The following is a 22,407-nucleotide window of genomic DNA, read 5'->3' as shown; positions in this document are numbered from 1 at the left end:
ATGCAAGGTTATTTGTGTGCAGTTATAGTATGTTTTGATCATTTATATAGTTAACGGATCTTAATTGATCCTTAATATGCTTATTGTATTTTAATTATACTTTAATTTCTAATAAAAATTAATGTATGACAATATATTGCATTTAAACACGTTCCAATACATTTAATGATCAAATATACTTAAAAAGTGGATTCATATTAAACTGATTATGCTCACAGGAATTGAAAAAAAATATTCAGTCATAACCTCAAGATAAATTTCAGATGGGTTTTCACCTTTATTCAATCGTTTAAAGTTTTCTTGTGCAATAATCCAGTCTTCTTCAGAAATTACTATGGGTAAAATTAATTTTGTTTCTTTTATTGCACTTTCCACATTTCAAGTTAAGAAATAGCTTGGAACTTTCTCATAATACATTACCAATATTGTATTACATTTATTTATAAATACTTTTTATTAATTTGGTATTATGGTTGTAACCATCAAATATACAACAAAAAAGTAGTAATTATTTTTGGAGGCATAAGCCCTTTTTGATGTAAAGAAATAAAAAAATAAAAAGTGGATTACCTCCACCAGTTTCTAATATCCATCACGATATCGTAAATGAACAATCCAATCTTATCAGCATCATCGGGATGCACTCTATCTATTACGCCCCATGTGGAATAACAGTAGTACCCATTATTAGTGCCTTTAAGAAAGCCAATATCATCGTAATGCTTGCATATGTCCATGAAATATTTTTTAATTGTCATGTGAGCCGAATCCGACAATGAGTAAGACATATGATCCATTAAATAATGAATTGCTATCCCATCATCCAATTCCAATATAAACACTACAGGCACAGTTTTATCCTTTACTGAATTTCTAAAATCAAACCATTCGTCAAATCCATCTACTTTGGACACTGTTTGGAATGAATTTAAAGTGTTACAGCCCTCTAAAATTTTTGGTTGGAACATTTACCCAGCCTCCTCTTTTATTGTAATGTTTGCAGTATGCAATTCCTTTTGAGCTTCTTCGATCAGAAGCTGTTCGTAACATTGGATGTATGACTCATATTCAAACTCGAAATCCGACTGCACAGTACAATTATTACATTCATCAGGTTGGAACTTTAACCAGACAAAAACTTTCTTTTGTTTTTTAGTCTTTCCTATCCACCCATCTACTTCAAAGTGCTTTTTGTATACTGATTCTGCTTGTCGCTTCTCTATTCCAAACAGTTCCTTAATTTTATCAATGTATTGTTGCTTTGGAATTGCGTTTTCTTTACTGTTTGCTCCATTTGCATGAAGCCATTTCAGTAGTTGCTGATCATTCTGAACTGCACCATTCCAACCTTCGCCATAATCAAGTGAACCCGGAATCTTGGCTTCTATGAATTTATAGGTATGTTCCATTATCTCAAACAGATCCATATATGCCAAGATTATATCAATTCTTTCCACCGTCGACCGACCATGTTGGAATGCCTGAATTGCAGAAAACTTCACTAATGTATTTTGACTGGTGTAAATGATTGATTCATTCAAGCAAGCTATTTTATGGGAATATGAAACCCCTTGTTTGTATAAATCATTAGACAAATGTTCTAACGACTTTTTTGCATCCTCTGAAAACTGGAACGATTCAATGGGTTCCAGGGAAGACATTAATGTAATGAAACTGTCCAACGCAGCCTTGTTATCCGATTCGTCGAATATTCTTCTTCTTAAGGTTTCAGAAACATTGGAAGATTGAATTAAAGGATATGCTATAGTAAACCTGCGAATATCACCTTCTAACACCAATATTTCATTTTCAAACCTAATTGGCTGCACAAACAATGATATAGGGCAATGAGGATTAAATTCCAAAGCACCTTCTCTACCATATTCTGTTGTTCTCTTGTGAACAGTGTTATTGGGATACGGATCCAATGCCACCCTGATATATTTTCTTGCTTCAGCATATTTCAGGTCTGATGAGGTAAGTAGCTGATAAGCTTCGTCTATAACAACATAGTCATCATTTAGATAGCCTCTATTATGATAAAACTCGCCGGTTTTGGAGTTTTTAACAGTTTTACCTACCAACTGTTCCGCATGAAGGGAAGTAGGTTCCCCATAATCACAGTGCAGCCCTTCAATTGTTTTTTTAATTACGGTTTTTATTTGGTTCTTGCCCCTACCTGCAGGAAGAACAAACAATGGTGAGATTCTACCATCCAGTTCTATACGTCCTGCTTTAATTCGAGATATGGCTATCCTGAATGATGCCAATGTGTACCAGAGGACTTTAAAGGCAATTTTATATTCCATACCAAATAATGACGTAGCTGTTTCCAAATCATTGAACCCAAATAAGTGTTCTGTTCCATATTTCAATTTAATGTCTCTGCATTCATTGTTTTCATCTTTTAACTCAATTTCAGGTACTTGGAATCCTTTGTTTCGAGCTAGTCTGAAAATCTCATCCATCACATGAGAATAATCAGGTTTTAGTGGAAAGTAATCACGCAGGTCGCCCATTGTCATTTCAGGATAATCCGAACCGATATTGTATATTGTTTCAATGTTTGGTGGATCAAAATCCAACCATGAATCGATCACATGATCCAATGCACCAACTTTCCAGTTAATTGCAGTTTTCTTAACAAATCTTTTGGTTGATCGTTTATCCCATCCAGAACGTCTTAATACTGTAGTAATGAATGCAACACGTCTCGTGTTACCTTTTGGCCATGATGCATGGCTGAATATCTTACTACAAATTTGTTCTTCCTTTATGATATCAATAGGAATTGGAACTGGAGGTACATCATGTACCTCCTTGCTTTTTGATTTTGAATTAACTTCTTTAGGCTTATTGTAGGTTGAAAGAAGAGTTCCAAGCTGCTTATGCTCCTCGAGACTGGGTATTTTATCGAAAAATATATTAATAGATTTTGCTGCTTCTTGAATCTCATCATCTGATAACGGTAAAGTTTTAAGCCTAATCTGGATGTTTCTGAACCCAATAGGGTATACCAAATAAGGTAAATCCTTATGAGTTGTTAAGGGCAATTTAAACACCCTCTTCCGATTGTTAATAGCATCCACTTTAACAAGCCCATGCACTTCAGGACATTCCTGGAAAAGCTTCCTTTCCAGTGTTTGGATGTATAAATTGAATGCATCCAGAATATTTTGAAGTTCTGTAGCACGGCTTTCACAAGCTGCATCATTAGTTTCCCCTGAAGCTACAAATTCAGGATGCAAATGGAAGTAAATACCATTCCCTGAAAACAGGATGAGGAATTTATCGTTTATAACTTTCCTTAAATCATCTGATATGAATCTAGCTGCTGTTTCAAGAGCTTCTAAAGCTTTAACGTCATTCACAGTGTAATCGTTTGCTAAATCTAAATCAATGGAGAGCATGTAATACATTGTATCTTCTAGCCCACCCAACGATTCAGCAACATCCCATGGTTTTTGCTGCCATTCCTGGAAAACACTCGGCCTAAAGTAATTTAAGGTACCTAAAAGTCTCTTATCAAACTTATTTACTAAATACTGATAATCTTCATCATCTAAAAGATTAATCAGTCGCCGTTTATCATCCCCATATTTATACCAACCTTTATTATCAAATACGCCTGCTTTTGATGCCGCGTTATAGGTTGAAAATCTTTTTATTATATTTTGGACGCCTAATTTATGATAGTGTCCACTAGTTTTATCTTTCATGTTCACAAATCTCCTTAAAAGGAGAAAACAGGCCAATGCCAAGAGAATCTTTTATTAAGGTTAATAAAGATAGTTCCATTGGCATCCCATGAAGCTCTTCGCAATGTGGCTAATCATGAATGCCCATTATTCTCCTAACATTCAACTGCTGTTTCAAATTCCAGAACCTTAATAAGTGTTTCCAAGTATTTTGGAGGGTTATCGAGGTTCTTTTTTTCTTGGTAGATTTTACTTAATATCTCATAGATTGTTAGACCTCCTTACTAGCCGATAAGAAAGGATTATTTTAATAAACAATATATAGTTACAAAAATCCCAACCGTAATTTTCTAATTAAAGCATAATAATAAGATCATAATGAAAAAAAAGCGATGATTGGATGTATTGTATTGGAATATATTGGAAGTAAATAAAAAAAAATAATAGAAGTCAGACCAACGTTTTGGCCATTGCCTGGAAATCCGCCAGGAATTCGGGATTAGAGAATAATTCATCTATAGATCTTCTCTTTTCCTTTTTATTGGCTTCGATTTGTTCCAACCTTTGTTCAACCTTGGCCAGTGTTTCATCCTTTTCAAGGAGTTTAGCTGTGAGATACTGGTATTCTTCGCTCTTAATAGTTTTTGTTTTTGTTTCTTGAATGGTTACTGCATCCATATACTTGAAATAAAGATTTTTCAGGTCTTTAACAGAGAATTTAAAATACGCTTCGTTTGTTTCATCCTCGGTATGGCCTAATAACATTTTGACTTTTGCACGATCCATTCCTGCACCAAATAAAGATGTACCCATAAATTTTCTCATGGCATGGGATCTGAAAAATCTTTGATATCCCTGTTTTCCAAAGCCACATTTATCATTTATTGATTTAAAAATTTGATGTAACGTGTTTTCTTCCATTGGTTTACCGTTTACGGCAAACAAATAGTCGTCTTTGGATTTTATTGGGTTATTGTTTCTTTGGTTGTCAATTAAGTATTCTACCAAGGCATGAATGCTTTCAGGTGTGGAAAAAGTGATATAGGGTGTTTTAGTTTTATATCTTATGACATCCCACACACCAATGATGTCCTTTCCTTTGACCCTTGACTGAACCTTAAAGATATCAAGCTTTTCTTCTTCAGTTAAATCACTTAATACATCATTAATAGCCTGTATAAAATGATTATAAGTTAAACTTCTTATTTCACCTGAACCCATCCCTGATGAAGACATTAAAAGCACCATAGCTCTGTTACGAATGCTTGTATGTTTTAAAGCTTGTATTATATGTTCTTTTCCAGGTATTTTTGCAAGAACTGGGTTTTCAGCCGTTTTGGGCATCCTTATCCGTGGTGTTAAGATATCATATTCATGATAAAATGTTTTAACAGAATTTATCTTATTCTTTATCGTTTGAGGTGCATTACCGAGTTCTGTCAGATATTCAACGAAATTGATTAAATATTCTTTAATTTTTCGTGAACTCATCCGTATCCCATCCTCTTCTTCCTTTATCGCTTCATCAATAATTTCTGTTGGGGTTTTTCCTAGAAATTTTGTGTAAAATTTTAAACTATTATGATGTATTTTGATGGATCGTTCCCTATACCTCCTTGATTGGATGAATTGCTTAAATTTAGGGTCTCCCATTACTTCAATATCTGCCATAGGCCTCTTCACCTCTTTGTTGTTTCTGATGAAAGTTAGAACCAAGTCATTTAAATAGGTTGAAAAATCATAACCATTTATAGATCCCAAGTAGTGCACGCTTATTATGGATTTTAACTGATTTTTCAGGTGATTTTTATGCCAAAAACTGGACATCTTCCGTTGACCATAACATTTATAACCGGTAACCAACACAAAGTAAAAGAAGCTCAAGGAATCTTCCACCAGTTCAATATCCAAGTGGAACACATAGACCTGGGTTACCCTGAAATTCAGGGAGAGCTAATTGATGTGGCTCGCTTTGGCGCAGAAGATGCTGCCAGGCGGCTGGGAAGGCCAGTTATCGTTGAAGATGCAGGTCTGTTTATTAAAGCTCTTAACTGGTTTCCAGGAACCTATTCCGCATATGTGCAAGACACCCTGGGCAATCAAGGTATTTTAAAACTGATGAATAATGTCAAGGACCGTTACGCCGAGTTCAGGTCGGTAATTGGGTTTGCAACACCCAAAACCGAGCCCGAGACTTTTTTAGGTGTAGTCGGGGGACAAATAGCACATCAGGAAAAAGGAAAGCATGGTTTCGCCTACGATCCACTTTTCATACCAGAAGGACACTCCCTAAGCTTCGGTGAACTCACCCGAGAGGAGAAGAATGAATTTTCCCACAGACGCCAGTCCCTAGAAAATTTTGCCCAATGGTATAAGGATTTTATAAGCAAATAAATAGCTTAAAAAAAGTTGAAACTCACAATCCTGATTAAATAACTTAATAAATTAATCTACTGATAATTGCAGATTAAAATAGAATAGATGATTATAAGAGGTGATTTGATGGCAGCAAAGCCTGATTGGGTTGAATACTCAACCGAAGAAATAGAAGAGATTATATTAAAACTGAGAAAAGAAGGAAAATCAACCAGTGTCATTGGAATTATACTACGAGATCAGTACGGAATTCCAGACGTTAAAGCCGTAACCGATATGAAACTAACCAAGATACTGGAAAAACACGATCAGGGCGAAGAATACCCTGAAGATCTCATGAACCTCATCCGTAAGGCAGTCAACATCCGGGACCACCTCAAGGAAAACCCCAAGGACCTGCACACCAAAAGAGGTCTGCAGCTGGTGGAATCCAGGATCAGAAGACTGGTAAAGTACTACACCCGGGAAGGAGTGCTCCCTGAAGGATGGAGATATGACCCACAAAAAGCAGCACTACTTGTTAAATAGAGCTGAAGAAGCTTGCATGCTCCTTAAGGAGCATTTAGATCAGGATCATGTGGTGAGAGTTATCTCCCACAATGATGCTGATGGTATATCAGCGGCAGGTGTTATCTGCAATGCCATCTCCCAGGAAGGTGGGAAATTCCATGTTACCATGGTCCCCCGACTTAATGAGGAAACTCTAGACCGTCTTTCCCAGGAGAAATATGAACTCTTCTTTTTCTGTGATATGGGAAGTGGCTATGTGGAGAGGATTGGCCGACTCAAGGGCCAGGCCATAATCGCCGACCACCACCAGACCATGGATAGCACTGGAGATGATGAGGAAACTCTGGTGCACGTGAACCCCCACTTGTTCGGATTGGACGGAACCCGTGATGTGAGTGCCTCTGGAGTAACCTATCTCACAGTGAAACCCCTTAACAAAGTTAACTTAACAGGATTGGCTCTGGTGGGTGCCTTTGGAGATATGCAATATGCAGATGGTTTTAGTGGAGTGAACCAGACCATACTCACCGAAGCCACCGAAGCGGGTGTAGTGGAAGAACACGAAGACCTGAAAATATCCTCCAAGGATGAACCCCTCTATAAAGCCCTGGCACACACATTCCAACCAGCCATCCCTGGAATTTCAGGGAATCCTGAGAAAAGTCAGACCTTCCTGGAGAAAATTGGCATATCCTACGGTATTAAATTCACAGATCTGGCCAATGAAGAGAAGGACTTTCTCACGGAACACCTGACCAGAATTAATCCAAAAATATTCGGTAGTATCTACAGCATGCCCCAGGAAACCCCAGCACTGCGAAATCTAGAGGACTACGCTCTGATCCTGGATGCATGTGGTAAGAACAAGAACTATGCCGTTGGATTAAGCATCTGTCTGGGTGAAAGAAAGTCTGCCATAACCGAAGGAGTGGAATTTTTAAGTAAATACCGGGAATCCCTGATTAGAGGGATAAGATGGATCTCCAGAGAGGGTTCCCAGGAAATGGACTATGTTCAGTACCTTTACACTGAAGATAAGGAAAATAAGAAGATCATGGGAACTCTAGCATCTTTAGGAATTGAACTGGAGATCTTGAATTCCCAGAAGCCAGTGATCACTCTGTCCCGTATGCACAATCTGGTTAAAATTTCCGGGCGAACCACCCTGGAAATGACTCAGAAAGGAGTTAATCTGGGTTTTGCACTTGAACAGGCATCAAAAAGTTTTAATGGTGCAGGTGGTGGGCATAATATCGCTGCAGGTGCAGTGGTACCCTACAAGGAACTTGAAAACTTCAAAAACCTGGTAAATGATATTGTCAGCACCCAGGTTAGTTAAACCAGGGAAATAGTGGAATTTAATATCTGTTGAATTATAATAATTAAGGATTAATTTCATGGATAGTTTATCTAAAATCAGGATTTGGCAATTGGTATTCTAACCCTTGGATCAATCCCCTAATCAATTAAATCAATCCTTGAAGTATTTACTTAATTTGATTACATGTGAATTCGTGAATAACCGAGGCATTTTCTATGTATCTTACCCGAGAAGAAGAAAAAATGTATTCAGGCGAGTATGGCCCTGCTGTGGAGAAATCTATGGAGATACTGGTTGCTCTTGGAGATATCTACGGAGCAGATGGTATGGTGGAGATTGTGTCTGCCCAGATATCTGGAGTTTCCTATAAAACCGTTGGGGACGTGGGTTTAGAGTACCTGGAAGACTTGGCTGGTGAAGGTGCCCAGGTAGTGGTGCCCAGCACCCTCAACCCGGCAGGTGTGGATCTTGACCAGTGGAAGGAACTCGGGTTTCCTGCTGAATTCACCAAAAAACAGTTACTCATTGTGGAAGCCTATCGCAAAATGGGAATCAGCACCACCTGTACCTGCACTCCCTACCTGGTTGGTAATGTACCCCCACTGGGCAGCCATATTGCCTGGTCAGAGTCATCAGCTGTTTGTTACGGTAATTCAGTTCTTGGCGCACGTACAAATCGTGAAGGTGGTCCTGGAGCATTATCCGCCGCCATCTGTGGAAGAACACCGAACTATGGCTACCATTTAGATGAGGGCAGGGTTCCCCATCTACTGGTTGAAGTTGAAACTTCACTTAACGGTGCAGATTACGGTGCCCTGGGATATCTGGTGGGTAAAGCTGTGGGAAACGGCATCCCTTACTTCAAATTAGTGGATGAACAGCAAAAAAAACCACAAGTTAACCAGTTAAAAGCTCTGGGAGCAGCACTGGCCTCTTCTGGAGCAGTGGCTCTTTTCCATATGGAAAACACCACCCCGGAATCCCCGGAGGCAATGCCCTACACCAAGAATCTGGAGAAGTTAACTGTGACCCGGGAAGATGTGGATGATACTCGGGGAAAACTTTCAACCTCTCAAAAACCAGATCTGGTTTGCTTGGGATGTCCTCATGCATCATTAGAGGAGATAAAGGAAGTTGCCCTCAAATTGGATGGGAAAAAATTGGCCAACCAGTTATGGGTGTGCACATCTATCTCCGTTAAAGCAGCATCCGATAGAATGGGCTACACCAGGATCATAGAAGAGGCTGGTGGTCATGTGGTCTGTGACACTTGTATGGTAGTGGCTCCCATAGAATATATGGGATTTAAAGTCATAGGGGTGGATTCTGCAAAAGCAGCTAACTATGTTCCAAGTATGTGTGGATTAGATGTGGTTTTTGATGAATGGGAGAATCTCATAGCCATAAAAAAATAATACACGTATGGTAAGTGAGGGTGCAAACATGGTGTAAGTACCACCACTCAGACTATTTTAAATTCCCTTGTTTTAACTATTAACTTATTAATCGCCTTTAAAAATTTGATTATTATTTGAATTATTTGAATTCTCTGAACTTAGATATTCCAGTCCACCACCACAACTGCAATGGGAAAAATCATGTGGTGATTCATTTTCCAGCAGTGGATAAAATTCATTACAATCTTTACAGATTAAAAAACCAGTATAATATTTTTTATTAACCAAATGAGTTATATCTGTGTTTATGATTTTGAATAAAGCGTTATACGCCCTTACAACATTCCCAATAATAATATATTGGCTGTCACTGGATACTGCACTGCAGTGTGCCAGTAGCACTACTACTTTTTCCAGTTCCTGACTGAATATAGTCTCATTTCCGTTTTTGTTTTCAAATAGGAATGTAATTAAAAGATTTTGTAATTTTTTACAAAAAATCAAGGCCTCTTCATCCCAGATAACACTTTTAATCTGTTGAAAAAAGTCATCCCCTAAAAATAAATTACCCTTGAAAATATCAAATACTTCCAATCCTCCCAGAACCCGTTCTGGCAGGTCACTTTTGTGTAAAGCCCATAAATCATCTTCCACCAGTTCCCGGCCCAGATGTAATGAATATAATTTCTCCAGGAAAATGTGCAGATTATGGAATGTTTCGTAATCCACCAAGTATACATTGGAATCTTGATAATCATCAATTAATTCTCTAGGTTGTATTCCATTTCTAATGGCTTGTGCCAACAACAGACTTACAGGGATAGTTAAAGGAGGATCCGGTATATTAAAAGGATTTTTCCATTTAACATAGACATTAAATAATGATTCCCAAATATTTTCATCCCATAAATAAATAAATTGCTTTAAAATGCCCATAACCCCATAAATATGGTTAAATTCATTTATAAATTCCTGGTAAATTGTTTTCAAATCTTGTTCCCGGTTATTGTATTCACCAACCATCTGAATCACTACTACCAATCATTAGTAATATTAATTTATTCATTAATAATATAATTTAAGTTGATTATATGACGGTACATTACATTACAAATTTATTTTTAAGCAAATGTATAAAAATCTGGATTAGTTTTTACAAAAAGGATAAAAAAACACACCCCATCTTGGAAGCATATTAAACAGCACCGGAAATGGTAACAAGATCGCAGGTAAAAGAAAAACAAGAGGCAAGTAAATATCCGTTAAGATAACTACCACAGACTATGATAATGTAAATTGGAAATGTAAATTGGAATATACAATAACCGTTAGGGGATAAGTTTCTACTAGTACACAATGAAGGAAATTCACTTTATAAATACCCATTACCATGGAGAAAATGAAGTAAAAGGGATATTAAAAGTAGAACCATACCTTATTGAATTTTTAACACCATACAAAAATAATATAACTTGGTAAATACATGAATTTTAGAAGGATAAAGAAGAAATTAATGGTTATAATTCATTAAAAAAATATTAATCGAATAATGGAAGCCAGTTAATCACTGAAGAAGAGGGGATAAAATGGTGAAACTAAAGGGTTTTGACAATATAGAACTAAAGAAAGATAAAAATATGAATATTGGAAGTATAGCCAGAATTAACCAAGTTATAGGCATACTAGAAGGGTTAGAACCTACTAAGGAAATAACAGAGTGTATTGAAATATTGGAAGAAGTCAAAAAGATAGAGGGTTGGTAGGGGGAACTCCTAACCTTGATTCTGACAACCTTCTGACCGTTTCCAGCATCAGGAAGGTGACTAAACCACACCAAATATTTAGAATTAATAAGAAGTAATTTTTTACTAACTATTAATTTATTCCTCATTTGAAAACGAATTAACACATAGTGGTTTGATAATAAAAATCACGAGAATGTGAATATAAGAAATACTCATATGTATATTCTGCTGTTTGAATTGATTTTTTTTGTAATAGTTTTATAGATTGCAAACATAGTATTAGTTCAAGATATGTCACTCTAACAAACCTAATTCAGGATATTAAAAATGGTTGGAAATAAACATCAAAAAGAGACCCGCCCTTCAACAAAAACAGTAAGGTGGATACAACACCCTTTAATCGAACCGGCAAAAATTGAAGCACGTCTTTACCAACAAATACTTGCAGCCAACGTTCTTAAAAAGGGAAATACTATGATAGTGGCCCCTACAGCTCTAGGAAAAACCATAGTGGCTGCTCTGGTATCTGCAGACCGTCTTAGAAAATATCCAGATAGTAAAATTCTACTTTTAGCACCTACCAAACCCCTGGTAGTACAGCACGAGGAAAGTTTCCGTGAGTTTTTAAAATCAACCACCAACAGCCTTACCGGTGCGGTGAAGGTGGAAGAACGGATTAAAAGATGGGAAGAGTCTCAGATAATATGTGCCACACCTCAAACTATTGAATCAGATATTATTGCCGGTAGGTACTCCTTAGAAAACGTTTCGCTACTGATCTTTGATGAATGTCACCGGGGAACTGGATCCTATTCCTACGTCTTCCTGGCACAACGTTACACTAAACAGGCTAAAAACAGGTTGATACTGGGATTAACTGCATCTCCTGGTGGTGATGAAGAAAAAATAAACCAAGTATGTGAAAACCTTTTTATCAAAGAGGTGGTGGTGAAGAATGAAGATGACACCGATGTTAAACCCTATTTTAACCCCATTGAAGTTGAATGGATTAAGGTAGACTTGAAAAAGGAACAACTGGCCATTAAAAACCATCTGGATGTGGTGCTCAAAAACCGTCTGAAGGGTTTGAAAAAATTGGGAGTACTCAGGTCAATCCAGCAGGTCAGCAAAAAGGATATATTAAGGGCCCGTGGAAAAGTTCAGAACCGGATGTCCAGAAGTGCCACCCCACCCCGGGAATGTTTACTGGCAATATCCATGTTAACCGCGGTTTTCAGTGTTATGCACTCCCTTGAGCTTCTGGAAACCCAGGGCATGAGTAACTTATACTCCTATTTCCAGAGAATGCGTCAGAAAAAAACCAGAGCTGCACAGGGATTATTAAAGGATGAAAACTTTAAAGCCGCGGTAAACCTCACCAGACAGGCGCACCAGAATAATTTAGAACATCCGAAAATGGGAAAACTCATTGAAATACTCAAAGAAGCTCGTGAGGATAAACAGCAAGTTATTGTCTTCAGCCAGTACCGGGATACAGTGAACCAGATCCATGACCGGTGCCAGAAAGAGGGTATAAATGCGGTTAAATTCTTTGGACAGGCCAGCCGGGAGAAAGAAAAAGGTCTCACCCAGAAAGAGCAGACGGAGATCATAAAGGCCTTCAGGATGAAAACCTACCAAGTGCTGGTTTCCACTAGTGTGGCAGAGGAAGGTATTGACATACCTAGCGTGGATCTGGTGGTACTTTATGAACCAGTGCCCTCAGAGATAAGAATGATCCAGAGGCGTGGGCGTACTGGGAGAGCTAATAAAGGACGCATGATTGTTTTAATCACTAAAAACACTAGGGATGAGTCATTTTATTATTCCAGCATGCACCGAGAAAGGAAAATGAAAAAACAACTGGCTAATGGCTTCACTCAGCCAGAAAAACCTTTGATTGCAAATGATGAGGATGTTAAAGTTCTGGATAGGAAAAATACCAATAACGCTGATTCGCAAGACGAAGGGAAAGATAATAAATTAGTGGTATATGTGGACCACCGGGAGGCCATGTCTGGGGTTACTAGAGAATTGAGTAATCTGGAAGTGAGTGTGGAGCCTTCCAGTCTTCTGGTTGGTGATTATCAGATAAGTTCAGATGTGGTTGTGGAGAGAAAAAGTACCAAGGATTTTGTTAGCTCATTGATTGATAAAAGGTTATATAAACAGGCTCAGGAACTGGTGGAGAACTTCTCCAAGCCGGTGATCATTCTGGAAGGGCAGGATCTCTACAGCAGTGGATTACACCCCAATGCCATTCGAGGAGCACTGGCCAGTCTGGCAGTTGATTTTAACATACCCATCATCCCCACCCGTAACCCTGAGGATACTGCAGCCATGATTCACAGACTAGCAATCCGGGAATTGGATAGAGGTTCCAAGGAAGTGCAGATCCAGACAGAGAGAAAACCATTAACACTCCAGGAACAACAACTTTTCATTGTGGAATCACTACCCAACGTGGGGCCAGTGAATGCCCGGAGACTTTTGAAAGAGTTTGAAAGTGTGGAAGGAGTTTTCAATGCCACAACTGATGATTTAATAAGAGTTAGCGGTATTGGTCGGATAAAAGCTCGAAATATTCGGGAAATTATTGAATCCAAATATTCAGATACATCCAAATATTCCCCTGAACAATTAACAGAAGATAAACCTATCATAAATGGTAAAAATAAACCAGAGAATGAATACAAACTTGAAAATACGAAAAAATAATCAAAAATTCTAAATTAACGGTTAAAATGTTGGAAATAAGGGAACTTAGAATTAATTAAGCCAAATGGAGAATGAGGATAGATGAAGATTTTAGTGAATGAAAAGGGAAAGAAATTTCTGATTGGCACTGATGACTTGCACACTGACCATGGTTACATTAAAAAAGAAGAAATAGGTAGTAGTAATCCAGGGGATGTTTTAAAAACACACTTAGGGCGTGAATTCCGTGTATTAAAAGCCAACATCAACGATTACATTGAACTTATGGACCGCAGATGTTCCATTATCCTCCCCAAAGACTTGGGTGTGATGACAGCTTATACTGGGCTGGGATATGGACAGCGAGTGGTGGAGGCCGGTACCGGAGCGGGTGCAGCCACTATATTCATGGCAAACGTAGTTGGAGAAACTGGTCATGTTTACTCCTATGAATTAAGAGAAGATTTCTCACAGATAGCTGAAAAAAATGTTAAAGGCTTTGGATTGGAAAATGTAACCCTTAAATGTCAGGATGTGGTGGAAGGGATTGATGAAGAGGATGTGGATCTGGTATTCCTGGATCTGCCCAAACCATGGGAAGTGGTTGAACATGCCCGTGACGCCCTTAAATCCGGAGGATACTTGGCAGCCTACACTCCCTACATAGACCAGGTTAAACTACTAAACAGAATACTTAAAAAGCGCAGTTTCTCCAATTTAAAGAGTTTAGAATGTTTGGTTCGTGAGATAGAAGTTAAAGATAAAGGTGTGCGCCCTAAAACCAGGATGACTGGACATACCGGTTATTTAACATTTGGGAGAAAAATTTAACTAAAAAGTTCGAAACACACCGTATCTTTACCAAAATATAGTTTAATAACTGAAATATTTGAAATAAGTTGTTTTGATTTATTCCAAGGTAAATGAACCATTAAAAATTAAATATTTGGCCTATTAAAAATAAATAATATTAAAGATAATCAGCATAATTAGAGTTGGATATGAGGTTTTGTAGTGGATAATCACGCATAAACAAGGGTTATGGTGGAGAAGATGGGTTTCAATTTGAAAAATATAATTTCAATTAAAGATTTTAGTAAAAGAGACATTGAATATATCCTCAAATTAGCCGAGGAAATGGAACCCATTGCCCGATCAAAGGAAAAATCCAATGCATTATCAGGATCGATTCTGGGAATGTTGTTTTACGAAGCATCAACCCGCACTCGGCTCTCATTTGAAACAGCCATCAAACGTTTAGGGGGAAGTACAGTTGGTTTTGCAGAAGCAGGAACCAGTTCGGTTACCAAGGGCGAGAATTTAACCGACACCGTGCGTATAGTTGGGGAGTACACTGATGCCCTTGTGATTCGCCATAATATGGAAGGCACTGCCCGGTATGTTGCAGAGATGGTAGACGTCCCAGTGATTAACGCTGGGGACGGTGCAGGACAACATCCCACCCAAACCCTCCTAGATTTGTACACTATGAAACGCATCCTTGGTGATATTGAAGAATTACACGTGGCACTGGTGGGTGATCTTAAATACGGTAGAACCGTACACTCCCTTTCTTATGCACTAGCCATGTTCGGGGCTAAAATGAGTTTTGTATCACCACCAGAACTTAAAATGCCCAGGGAAGTGCTACACGATCTGGCGGCAGCAGGGGTAAGTGTGCAGGAAACTGAAGATATTAGGGATGTTTTAAACTATGCTGATGTGTTGTATGTTACCAGAATCCAGAAAGAAAGGTTTCCAGACCCCCAGGAATACTTAAAAATTAAAGGAGCCTACACCATTGACTCAAAAATCCTTAAGGGGAGCGAAGCCATAGTTATGCACCCCCTACCTCGCGTGGATGAAATTTCACACGATTTGGATAACACGCCCTACGGAAGATACTTCCAACAAGCCTTTTACGGAGTACCAGTTAGAATGGCTCTCTTAAAATCAATAATAAAGTAGAGAAATTTAGAATAAGCATAGAATAAAAAAAAACTGAAAAAGAGCAAAATTTAATGTAATGGTAGATTACTTAAATTTTTTAAATTTTAAAATGGATATCAGGGTGTCTGTTTTAAGTGAAATTTTGCATGGTGTAAATTTCTTTGATTTCGTTTTGGCCATTGGATATTAGTATTCCTAGTAAAAGTACATTTAGATATGCTTTTTTATAGACGGATCGTTTGGTATATGCGTGTATATGTCCTAAGCCTAAATTTTCTTTTAGGAATTCGAATACTTTCTCGATTTTCCATCTTGTTCGGCGTGAATCTTCCCATTTAGGAAGTAATTCGAATAATCGGTTTCGTAATTCCTGATATATTGTTCCGGATTTATTTTCATAGTTAAAATAATCTAACGGATTGATTATTTTGTCTTTTAACACTTCTAATGTTGGTTTTTTCCTTGGAAATACTAACGGAACGATTTTGTATTTGTTTATTCCGGTTAAGTAATTGCAGGCACTATAAAATCCTTTATCTGCAATTACTAATTGTCCTTTTCTGAGTAATCTTCTTCTTTTCAGTTCATACATAATTTTGTCAAATATTTTTGCGTCGTTTGGTGAACCTGGATAGATTAGTATTGCTAGGGGTCTTAATGTTTCGTGTTCTACTGCTATTGTCATCTGAAAGCCTGCATAATGGCCTTTAGAGGTAGAAAAGCCTCTTTTGTAGTCTTTATCAAGGCATGTTTGCTTTGAAATATACTTTCCATTAAACTTCAAATCAATGATTATCGCGGTTGAATCGAGTAAAATAGTTTTAAGACCTCGTATTTTTTTAAATTCTAGTTTGTTAAGTGTTTTTAATGCTAATTCTAGGTATTTTTGTTCATTTTTTCGTGAATAAACCTCTCTGATTTGTTTTAATGTTAATGGGTTGTTTATATTTAGGAATTTCCGGAGCTTTTCACGGTTTTCTACCTCAGAGTGAACATGTGATACTTCTAAATTAAAATATGATGCTAATAATATTATTTTTAGCATAGTTTGATATCGTTCTATGCTTTGTAGCTTGTTTCGAGCCAATTCTTGCTGAAAACTTCTACTATCGATAAGTTTAATTACTTTACCAAACAGAGTCCAAATAGGGTCTTTTGAATCGGGATTTAACGGGATATTCATTTTTATCAGCCAATAAAATATTATATCCCATTATTAATAAATATTCCGATTCTTAAGGCCTATTTTTAATATATAGTCAATATTCAATTGTACTTTTATCCGGGAAATCCAAATACTTGTTTGTGTTTGAAATCAAAGTCATAAAGTTGGTGAATTTTCACACTAGATCAGACACCCTGATGGATATTTAATTTAAAATGAATTATTTTAGACAATTTCTCGTTTTATTCAATCTTAATTTAATTATTAAATCTTAATTCTAAAAAATTATGATACTGAGAAATGAAATGGATAAAAAAAGATAGGAGGTGGGTTGTTTAACCAGTCCACATTGCATCTTCCAAAAGTTCCATGTCACACTGAAGGGTGATGAGATTTGTTCTTCCCTTACCTCTACCCCTGGATACTGTTTTTGTGGATATAAGTCCTAACATTTCCAATTCATTTATAAAATCGAAGATTCTGCGGTATGAAACAGAATCTCCCTTAGTTATATCCTTGTAAACATCGTATAATCTTCCAGAGGTAATTTCTTCCTTACGGTTGGTGAGGTATATTAGGGATTCCAGTACCTTCTGTTGCTGACTGGGAAGGGTCATTACAATATCAGTGACCTTGTTGTGTTCGATTTGATCCTTGGCCTCCCGAACGTATTCTTCATAAACCATGTCTGTGCTCTTTTCATCTGCAAGTTCACCGGAAGTTCGCAGTAAATCAAGGGCATAACGTGCATCACCCTCTTCTTTAGCCGCCAGAGCTGCACAAAGTGGTATGACTTCATCATGGAGCACTCCATCGTTGAATGACAATTTTGAACGTTCTTGTAGGATGTCCACCAGTTGCTGGGCATTGTAAGGTGGGAAAACGATCTCCCTGTCACGTAGACTGCTTCGCACACGGGGCTTGATGAACTGTTTGAAATCCACAAAGTTACTGATGGAAGCTATGGAAACATTATCAGTCCGGGTAAGAGTGTAAAGCAGTCCATCACCATCATTTTTCAACAGAATATCAATCTCATCCAGGATTATAATTAAAATCAAGTCATTACCAAAAACATTCTTCTTGAAAAGATTACGAAAGGCATTTATAACTTCAGCTTTAGTCCAACCACGGTAAGGAACATCTTGACCCATCTGCTGACATAAACGAGCAATAACTTGGTATTCCGTGGTGAAATCAGTGCAACGAATGTATTCTACCCGTACATTCACATTTTTCTCCTTAGATATCTGGTCCAGCTGTTTCTTGGCAAACTTGGCCACAGCAGTTTTCCCAGTACCAGTCTTACCATAAACAGTGACATCCGGGGGTGTTACATTTTTCAATGCTTCAACCCAATATTTAGCCACAGATTTGATCTGATCCTCACGGTGAGGTAAATTATCAGGTAGAAATCTATGGTCTAAAAACTTTTTACATTTAAAAACTGAATTTTTGTCGCCCAATTCCTCAAAAATATTCATAAATACCACTTCTTATAATAAAAATACATTTTAAGTCCCTAATTCAAATTGAAACGTTGCAACTATAATTGTTAACTCAAATACATGGGGAAAATACCAGTCACCCCAACTGGATCATCTCATGTATAACATTATTAGTCATCTAATACGATTAATTATTTTAATCCCAAATCATTTATCAAATCACGTCAATTTCATGGATTTGAACACTGGATAATAATTAAATAGAATTTAAACCAGTATTACAAAGTAATGAGTTATATTTTAGTTTTATGATTTGAATCCGGACTTTAATCTAGGGAATTTCACCAAAACATAAGGCAACATGAGATTTTCATTTTACATTGATACGTTGAACCCAAGAGAGGGTGGTTTCAAGTGTAAAAAAATCATCATGATTTACAAAGTGAAGGTGCGTTTCAAGTGTAAGTAACTAATCCTATATTAATGGTATGGTGAGAGGTCAATTTCAAGTGTAAAAAAAAATCTAACATAAAAATCAAATCTTGCTGGAAAGATGTATTTCAAGTGAATGAAAAAACGATTTAAAAATTAGGAATGTTGTATGGTTTTGGGAGAGGTGCATTTCAAGTGTAAAAAAGAAAAATGATCATTTATGTAAAATAGAAAGAGAGATCAATTTCAACTGTAAAAAAACGAATATAGATCAAGTAAAGTAATAATAAAATACATATAATTAATTTATTTAAAAAATAAAAAAGAATAATAAAAGATAATGAAAGATAATAGATTAAAAGAATAAAAAAAACGACTAAATGGGTTTTACAATAATAAGACCTGAAATAAATAAGTATAATAATTATATAGATTAAAATTTGCCTTAAAATATAGTATTTTCAAAAAAGACGTATTAAAAATCAAATAAAACAAAATAAAAACTGAATTTATAATAATTTGAAACACAGGAAAGTATGCAAGAACGTAATATAAAATCAAATGATTAAAAAAATTAATACCATATTCTTGTTTAAATCTTTAATAATTTTATAGATACTATATAAATAATAATATTTAATTATATTTTTATTATTTTTACACTTGCAATTGATCTCTCACAATATTTAATATTGACTAGTCCATTTTTTTAATTCATTTTTTATTAGGATATAATAATTGTAAAAAATTACATTTGAAATAGATGTATCACTTTTGATCAAATTCAATCTTTGTTCAATTAGACTAACTTTTAGTATATGATTACACTTGAAATCTATCTCTGATTCCATTTGTTTTTTGAGGGAACATCTTGATAGTTACACTTGCAACTCATGTCTTACTCTTTGAATAATAAGAATATCAAATCGATTTATATCATCAGTTCATGTCATGAATTACTAACAGCCACTTTTTTCTCACCTGCAAATATTTTTTCAGTTTTTTACAGTGTAACATCTTTAAGAAAAGTTACACTTGAAATCACCGTCTTACTCATTGGAAGCTATTTTTTCAAAATAAAAAACTACTTCCTATATTGCGTTTGAATATCATTTTAAACCTTTATGATAGGCTAAATAGAATGATACACTCTTCATCCAACAACATTAAAAAGTAATAGCTTTATAAGAATTAGATTTAAGAAAAACAAATAATGTGGTAATTCAAGTTTGCTAGTTGAGGTAAACCCATGGAAATTGAACTTCTAATCGTGATTTTTGCAGCTGTTTTCATTGATTTAACTTTAGGAGAGTTGCCAGTATCAATTCATCCTGTGGTTTGGATGGGTAAATCTATAACAAAAATTCGTAATTTTTTAACGAATACTGGTAAAAATAAAAAAAGATTATCAGGTTTCTTAATGACTTTAATCATTCTCATCACCTTTAATTTACTTATTATCATGATTTTATATATTTCTTCATTCAACAACATTATTTACTTGGCAGTGGTTTCAATAATCCTTTCAACAACTTTTGCAATCAAATCTCTGATAAAATCTGTACTTGAAGTGTATTCATCATTAAATATAGATTTAGATAAAGCTAGAATTTTTGTTTCATATTTAGTCAGTCGTAAAACTTCTCAATTATCATTAGAGGGGGTGGTTTCCGCTGCAATTGAAACTCTAACTGAAAATATCACAGATTCCATTATCAGTCCTCTTTTTTACATATTCCTCTGTGGGTCAGTGGGAACTCTTCTGATAATAACCATGGGGGACAATGTAATTTATCCATTTTTAAATTTTTTAGGGCTGAGTGGACTGAGATCTTCTGATTTTCATTTTCCCCTTCTCTTCGGGGTCATGGCCGGAGTTTCATTTCGGGTGGTGAATACTTTGGATGCAATGGTGGGTTATAAAGACCCTCAAAATATTGATATTGGATGGTTTCCTGCAAGGTTGGATGATGTTATTAATTATATCCCTGCCAGAGCCACGGGTTTATTAATAATAATATCCGCTTTGTTAATGGGTTTAAATTACAAATCTTCCTGGCAGGTTATGTTAGCTGATGCACGAAAAACACCAAGCCCAAACTCGGGATATCCAATGGCTGCAGCTGCAGGAGCTCTGGATATTCAACTGATTAAACCCAATGTATACATCCTCGGACGCCCTAAAAATGGATTAACCCCTGAAATGATAAAAAAGGCCGTTAAATTAACTATGATTACAGTGGTAATTTTTCTATTAATTATATTTGCAATTCCAATTCTAATAATCGTATTCTAAAATTATATTCTAAATCATATTCCACATAATCTTCCATTTTTTCCAATCTAATTTTAAAAATTATAATTTCAAAATTTAATCAGGCCTTTGAATCATCCTTTGAAAATAGGATGGATGTAAATAATAAACAATTAACATTAAATGAATTAACATTAAATGAATTAACATTAAATGAATTAACATTAAATGAATTAACATTAAATGAATTCTCCAAGTCTCAGTTTTATCCCAACCGATTCTAAGTTATGTTTCATGAATGTTTTAAATTATTATTCAATTAACTTCTATACCAAAATTCTATATGTGATTCTATGAGATTTGCAATTATCAGTGTGACTAAAGAAGGGAGTACCATTGCCAGTGAAATGGCACAAGTTTTAAAGAATGATCCCACAGTTATGAAAGTTGACGTATTCCATAAAAACGTTAAAGATACTTTAAAATCTTCATTCTACGATTATGACTGTTGGGTTGCTATAATGGCCACTGGGATCATGGTCAGGACCATCTGCCCTCTTATCAAGTCCAAGTTAACGGATCCTGCGGTTCTGGTAGTTTCTGAAAATAAAAAACATGTTATCAGTTTATTATCAGGTCATTTGGGAGGGGCTAATCATTTTTCAATTAAAATTGCCGGATTAATAGGTGCGGTTCCAGTCATAACCACAGCCACTGATTTAAAAGGTAAGCTGGGCATTGATACCTTAGCCTATCAGTACTGGTTACAAGTTGAACAACCTCATCTCATTAAAGAAGTTAACCAGTTAATTGCTGACGATGTGAAAGTTGAACTATATCTACCAAAACGTTTTCAATTTTTAACCAATCATCCCCTCATAAACAGATCTTACCAGATTCAAACCTGGGATGAATCATTCTTACGTGTTTCTTTATTTTGTAATGATTTTCCATCGGAGGGAGGATCAAATAAGTGTCTGGATTTACATCCTAAGAGAATGGTGGCGGGTCTGGGTAGTAAAAAGGGAGTTACGGTTGATCAAGTTTTTTTTGCAATTCGATCCGCGCTCCAACACCTGCACTTACCATTTGAGCGATTGGATGCATTGGCCACTGCTGATGTCAAAAAAGATGAAGAAGGTATTATTACTGTTGCTTCTCAATCCAATTTACCACTGGAAATACTGTCTTTAAATGAAATTGCAGGATTTGAGAACGTTGATTGCACTCCTTCTAATCTTGTGAAGCGTGAATTTGGAGTGCCTGGTGTTTCTGAGCCTGTAGCTCTAATCCGGGCTGGTAAACAATCACGTCTTGTTCTGAAAAAATCTGCATACAATGGTGTTACAGTTGCAATCGCAGTCTCAAGGGATTAAATTGGTTAAATCAAATATTTTATAAAAATATTTTATTT

17 protein-coding genes are annotated in these 22,407 nt (G+C 36.2%); 10 read left to right on the top strand and 7 right to left on the bottom strand.

The features are described 5' to 3' along the window. Nucleotides 1-192: 192 nt before the first annotated feature. The 4 genes from BK009_RS09550 to BK009_RS09535 all read right to left on the bottom strand — a co-directional run bounded on the left by BK009_RS09550 (nucleotide 193) and on the right by BK009_RS09535 (nucleotide 5,369). On the bottom strand, nucleotides 193-375 hold the full coding sequence (locus BK009_RS09550; protein WP_100909470.1) for a hypothetical protein: 183 nt from the start codon (nucleotides 373-375) through the stop codon (nucleotides 193-195). A 191-nt stretch (nucleotides 376-566) separates the two neighbouring features. Then, entirely contained in the window at nucleotides 567-968 is a 402-nt protein-coding gene (locus BK009_RS09545; RefSeq protein WP_100909469.1) for a hypothetical protein, read from the bottom strand. Next, on the bottom strand, nucleotides 969-3,719 hold the full coding sequence (locus BK009_RS09540) for a hypothetical protein (protein ID WP_100909468.1): 2,751 nt from the start codon (nucleotides 3,717-3,719) through the stop codon (nucleotides 969-971). 429 nt (nucleotides 3,720-4,148) lie between these two features. Then, nucleotides 4,149-5,369 carry a tyrosine-type recombinase/integrase gene (locus tag BK009_RS09535; protein WP_157809722.1) on the bottom strand — a complete coding sequence of 407 codons (1,221 nt, stop codon included), beginning with the start codon at nucleotides 5,367-5,369 and terminating at the stop codon, nucleotides 4,149-4,151. Nucleotides 5,370-5,507: 138 nt separating this feature from the next. Between BK009_RS09535 and BK009_RS09530 the strand changes: the two genes are divergently transcribed. The 4 genes from BK009_RS09530 (at nucleotide 5,508) to BK009_RS09515 (ending at nucleotide 9,320) form a co-directional block, all read left to right on the top strand. Then, nucleotides 5,508-6,092 carry an XTP/dITP diphosphatase gene (locus BK009_RS09530; RefSeq protein ID WP_211290133.1) on the top strand — a complete coding sequence of 195 codons (585 nt, stop codon included), beginning with the start codon at nucleotides 5,508-5,510 and terminating at the stop codon, nucleotides 6,090-6,092. A gap of 108 nt (nucleotides 6,093-6,200) precedes the next feature. Beyond that, nucleotides 6,201-6,602 (top strand): 30S ribosomal protein S15, encoded by a 402-nt coding sequence (locus BK009_RS09525; protein ID WP_100905235.1) that lies wholly within the window; start codon nucleotides 6,201-6,203, stop codon nucleotides 6,600-6,602. Further along, nucleotides 6,568-7,923: a single-stranded-DNA-specific exonuclease RecJ gene (locus BK009_RS09520; RefSeq protein WP_100907203.1), complete on the top strand. Its 1,356-nt coding sequence runs from the start codon at nucleotides 6,568-6,570 to the stop codon at nucleotides 7,921-7,923. The genes BK009_RS09525 and BK009_RS09520 overlap by 35 nt, the downstream gene beginning before the upstream one ends. A 197-nt stretch (nucleotides 7,924-8,120) precedes the next feature. Continuing rightward, entirely contained in the window at nucleotides 8,121-9,320 is a 1,200-nt protein-coding gene (locus BK009_RS09515; protein WP_100909466.1) for an aconitase X, read from the top strand. Nucleotides 9,321-9,407: 87 nt separating this feature from the next. Here BK009_RS09515 and BK009_RS09510 read toward each other — a convergent pair whose 3' ends face one another. Next, nucleotides 9,408-10,325, bottom strand: coding sequence for a hypothetical protein (locus BK009_RS09510; RefSeq protein WP_100909465.1), 918 nt, complete (start codon nucleotides 10,323-10,325; stop codon nucleotides 9,408-9,410). 563 nt (nucleotides 10,326-10,888) lie between these two features. On the opposite strand from BK009_RS09510, the gene BK009_RS12515 reads away from it, so the two are divergent. From BK009_RS12515 to pyrB, 4 genes are all read left to right on the top strand, one after another. After that, nucleotides 10,889-11,065 carry a hypothetical protein gene (locus BK009_RS12515; RefSeq protein ID WP_169923165.1) on the top strand — a complete coding sequence of 59 codons (177 nt, stop codon included), beginning with the start codon at nucleotides 10,889-10,891 and terminating at the stop codon, nucleotides 11,063-11,065. A gap of 309 nt (nucleotides 11,066-11,374) precedes the next feature. Next, a complete protein-coding gene (locus BK009_RS09505) occupies nucleotides 11,375-13,765 on the top strand; it encodes a DEAD/DEAH box helicase (RefSeq protein WP_100907201.1) in 2,391 nt (796 codons plus the stop codon). A gap of 81 nt (nucleotides 13,766-13,846) precedes the next feature. Beyond that, a complete protein-coding gene (locus tag BK009_RS09500) occupies nucleotides 13,847-14,575 on the top strand; it encodes a tRNA (adenine-N1)-methyltransferase (protein ID WP_100905240.1) in 729 nt (242 codons plus the stop codon). Nucleotides 14,576-14,797: 222 nt separating this feature from the next. After that, entirely contained in the window at nucleotides 14,798-15,712 is a 915-nt protein-coding gene (gene pyrB, locus BK009_RS09495) for an aspartate carbamoyltransferase (RefSeq protein WP_100905241.1), read from the top strand. A gap of 112 nt (nucleotides 15,713-15,824) precedes the next feature. Here pyrB and BK009_RS09490 read toward each other — a convergent pair whose 3' ends face one another. Continuing rightward, a complete protein-coding gene (locus BK009_RS09490; protein WP_100907055.1) occupies nucleotides 15,825-16,877 on the bottom strand; it encodes a transposase in 1,053 nt (350 codons plus the stop codon). Between the two features lie 317 nt (nucleotides 16,878-17,194). Beyond that, complete coding sequence (locus BK009_RS09485) at nucleotides 17,195-18,343, bottom strand: orc1/cdc6 family replication initiation protein (RefSeq protein WP_100905242.1); 1,149 nt, start codon at nucleotides 18,341-18,343, stop codon at nucleotides 17,195-17,197. Nucleotides 18,344-19,988: 1,645 nt separating this feature from the next. Here BK009_RS09485 and BK009_RS09480 point away from each other — a divergent pair. Next, a complete protein-coding gene (locus BK009_RS09480) occupies nucleotides 19,989-21,035 on the top strand; it encodes a cobalamin biosynthesis protein (protein WP_100909464.1) in 1,047 nt (348 codons plus the stop codon). A 311-nt stretch (nucleotides 21,036-21,346) separates the two neighbouring features. Then, nucleotides 21,347-22,369: a cobalt-precorrin 5A hydrolase gene (locus BK009_RS09475; protein WP_100909463.1), complete on the top strand. Its 1,023-nt coding sequence runs from the start codon at nucleotides 21,347-21,349 to the stop codon at nucleotides 22,367-22,369. Nucleotides 22,370-22,407 lie beyond the last annotated feature (38 nt).

The organism is Methanobacterium subterraneum (genome assembly GCF_002813695.1).
Classification (GTDB): domain Archaea; phylum Methanobacteriota; class Methanobacteria; order Methanobacteriales; family Methanobacteriaceae; genus Methanobacterium; species Methanobacterium subterraneum.
This window is presented reverse-complemented; position numbering and strand designations above follow the sequence as displayed.

What these genes read in the sequence shown, in the direction of transcription:
- BK009_RS09475 (WP_100909463.1), top strand. Translation starts at nt 21,347, where the DNA reads ATGAGATTTGCAATTATCAGTGTGACTAAAGAAGGGAGTACCATTGCC.
- BK009_RS09525 (WP_100905235.1), top strand. Translation starts at nt 6,201, where the DNA reads ATGGCAGCAAAGCCTGATTGGGTTGAATACTCAACCGAAGAAATAGAA.
- BK009_RS09480 (WP_100909464.1), top strand. Translation starts at nt 19,989, where the DNA reads ATGGAAATTGAACTTCTAATCGTGATTTTTGCAGCTGTTTTCATTGAT.
- BK009_RS09530 (WP_211290133.1), top strand. Translation starts at nt 5,508, where the DNA reads ATGCCAAAAACTGGACATCTTCCGTTGACCATAACATTTATAACCGGT.
- BK009_RS09520 (WP_100907203.1), top strand. Translation starts at nt 6,568, where the DNA reads ATGACCCACAAAAAGCAGCACTACTTGTTAAATAGAGCTGAAGAAGCT.
- BK009_RS09545 (WP_100909469.1), bottom strand. Translation starts at nt 968, where the DNA reads ATGTTCCAACCAAAAATTTTAGAGGGCTGTAACACTTTAAATTCATTC.
- pyrB (WP_100905241.1), top strand. Translation starts at nt 14,798, where the DNA reads ATGGGTTTCAATTTGAAAAATATAATTTCAATTAAAGATTTTAGTAAA.
- BK009_RS09510 (WP_100909465.1), bottom strand. Translation starts at nt 10,325, where the DNA reads ATGGTTGGTGAATACAATAACCGGGAACAAGATTTGAAAACAATTTAC.
- BK009_RS09505 (WP_100907201.1), top strand. Translation starts at nt 11,375, where the DNA reads ATGGTTGGAAATAAACATCAAAAAGAGACCCGCCCTTCAACAAAAACA.
- BK009_RS09540 (WP_100909468.1), bottom strand. Translation starts at nt 3,719, where the DNA reads ATGAAAGATAAAACTAGTGGACACTATCATAAATTAGGCGTCCAAAAT.
- BK009_RS09485 (WP_100905242.1), bottom strand. Translation starts at nt 18,343, where the DNA reads ATGAATATTTTTGAGGAATTGGGCGACAAAAATTCAGTTTTTAAATGT.
- BK009_RS09500 (WP_100905240.1), top strand. Translation starts at nt 13,847, where the DNA reads ATGAAGATTTTAGTGAATGAAAAGGGAAAGAAATTTCTGATTGGCACT.
- BK009_RS09515 (WP_100909466.1), top strand. Translation starts at nt 8,121, where the DNA reads ATGTATCTTACCCGAGAAGAAGAAAAAATGTATTCAGGCGAGTATGGC.
- BK009_RS09490 (WP_100907055.1), bottom strand. Translation starts at nt 16,877, where the DNA reads ATGAATATCCCGTTAAATCCCGATTCAAAAGACCCTATTTGGACTCTG.
- BK009_RS12515 (WP_169923165.1), top strand. Translation starts at nt 10,889, where the DNA reads ATGGTGAAACTAAAGGGTTTTGACAATATAGAACTAAAGAAAGATAAA.
- BK009_RS09535 (WP_157809722.1), bottom strand. Translation starts at nt 5,369, where the DNA reads ATGGCAGATATTGAAGTAATGGGAGACCCTAAATTTAAGCAATTCATC.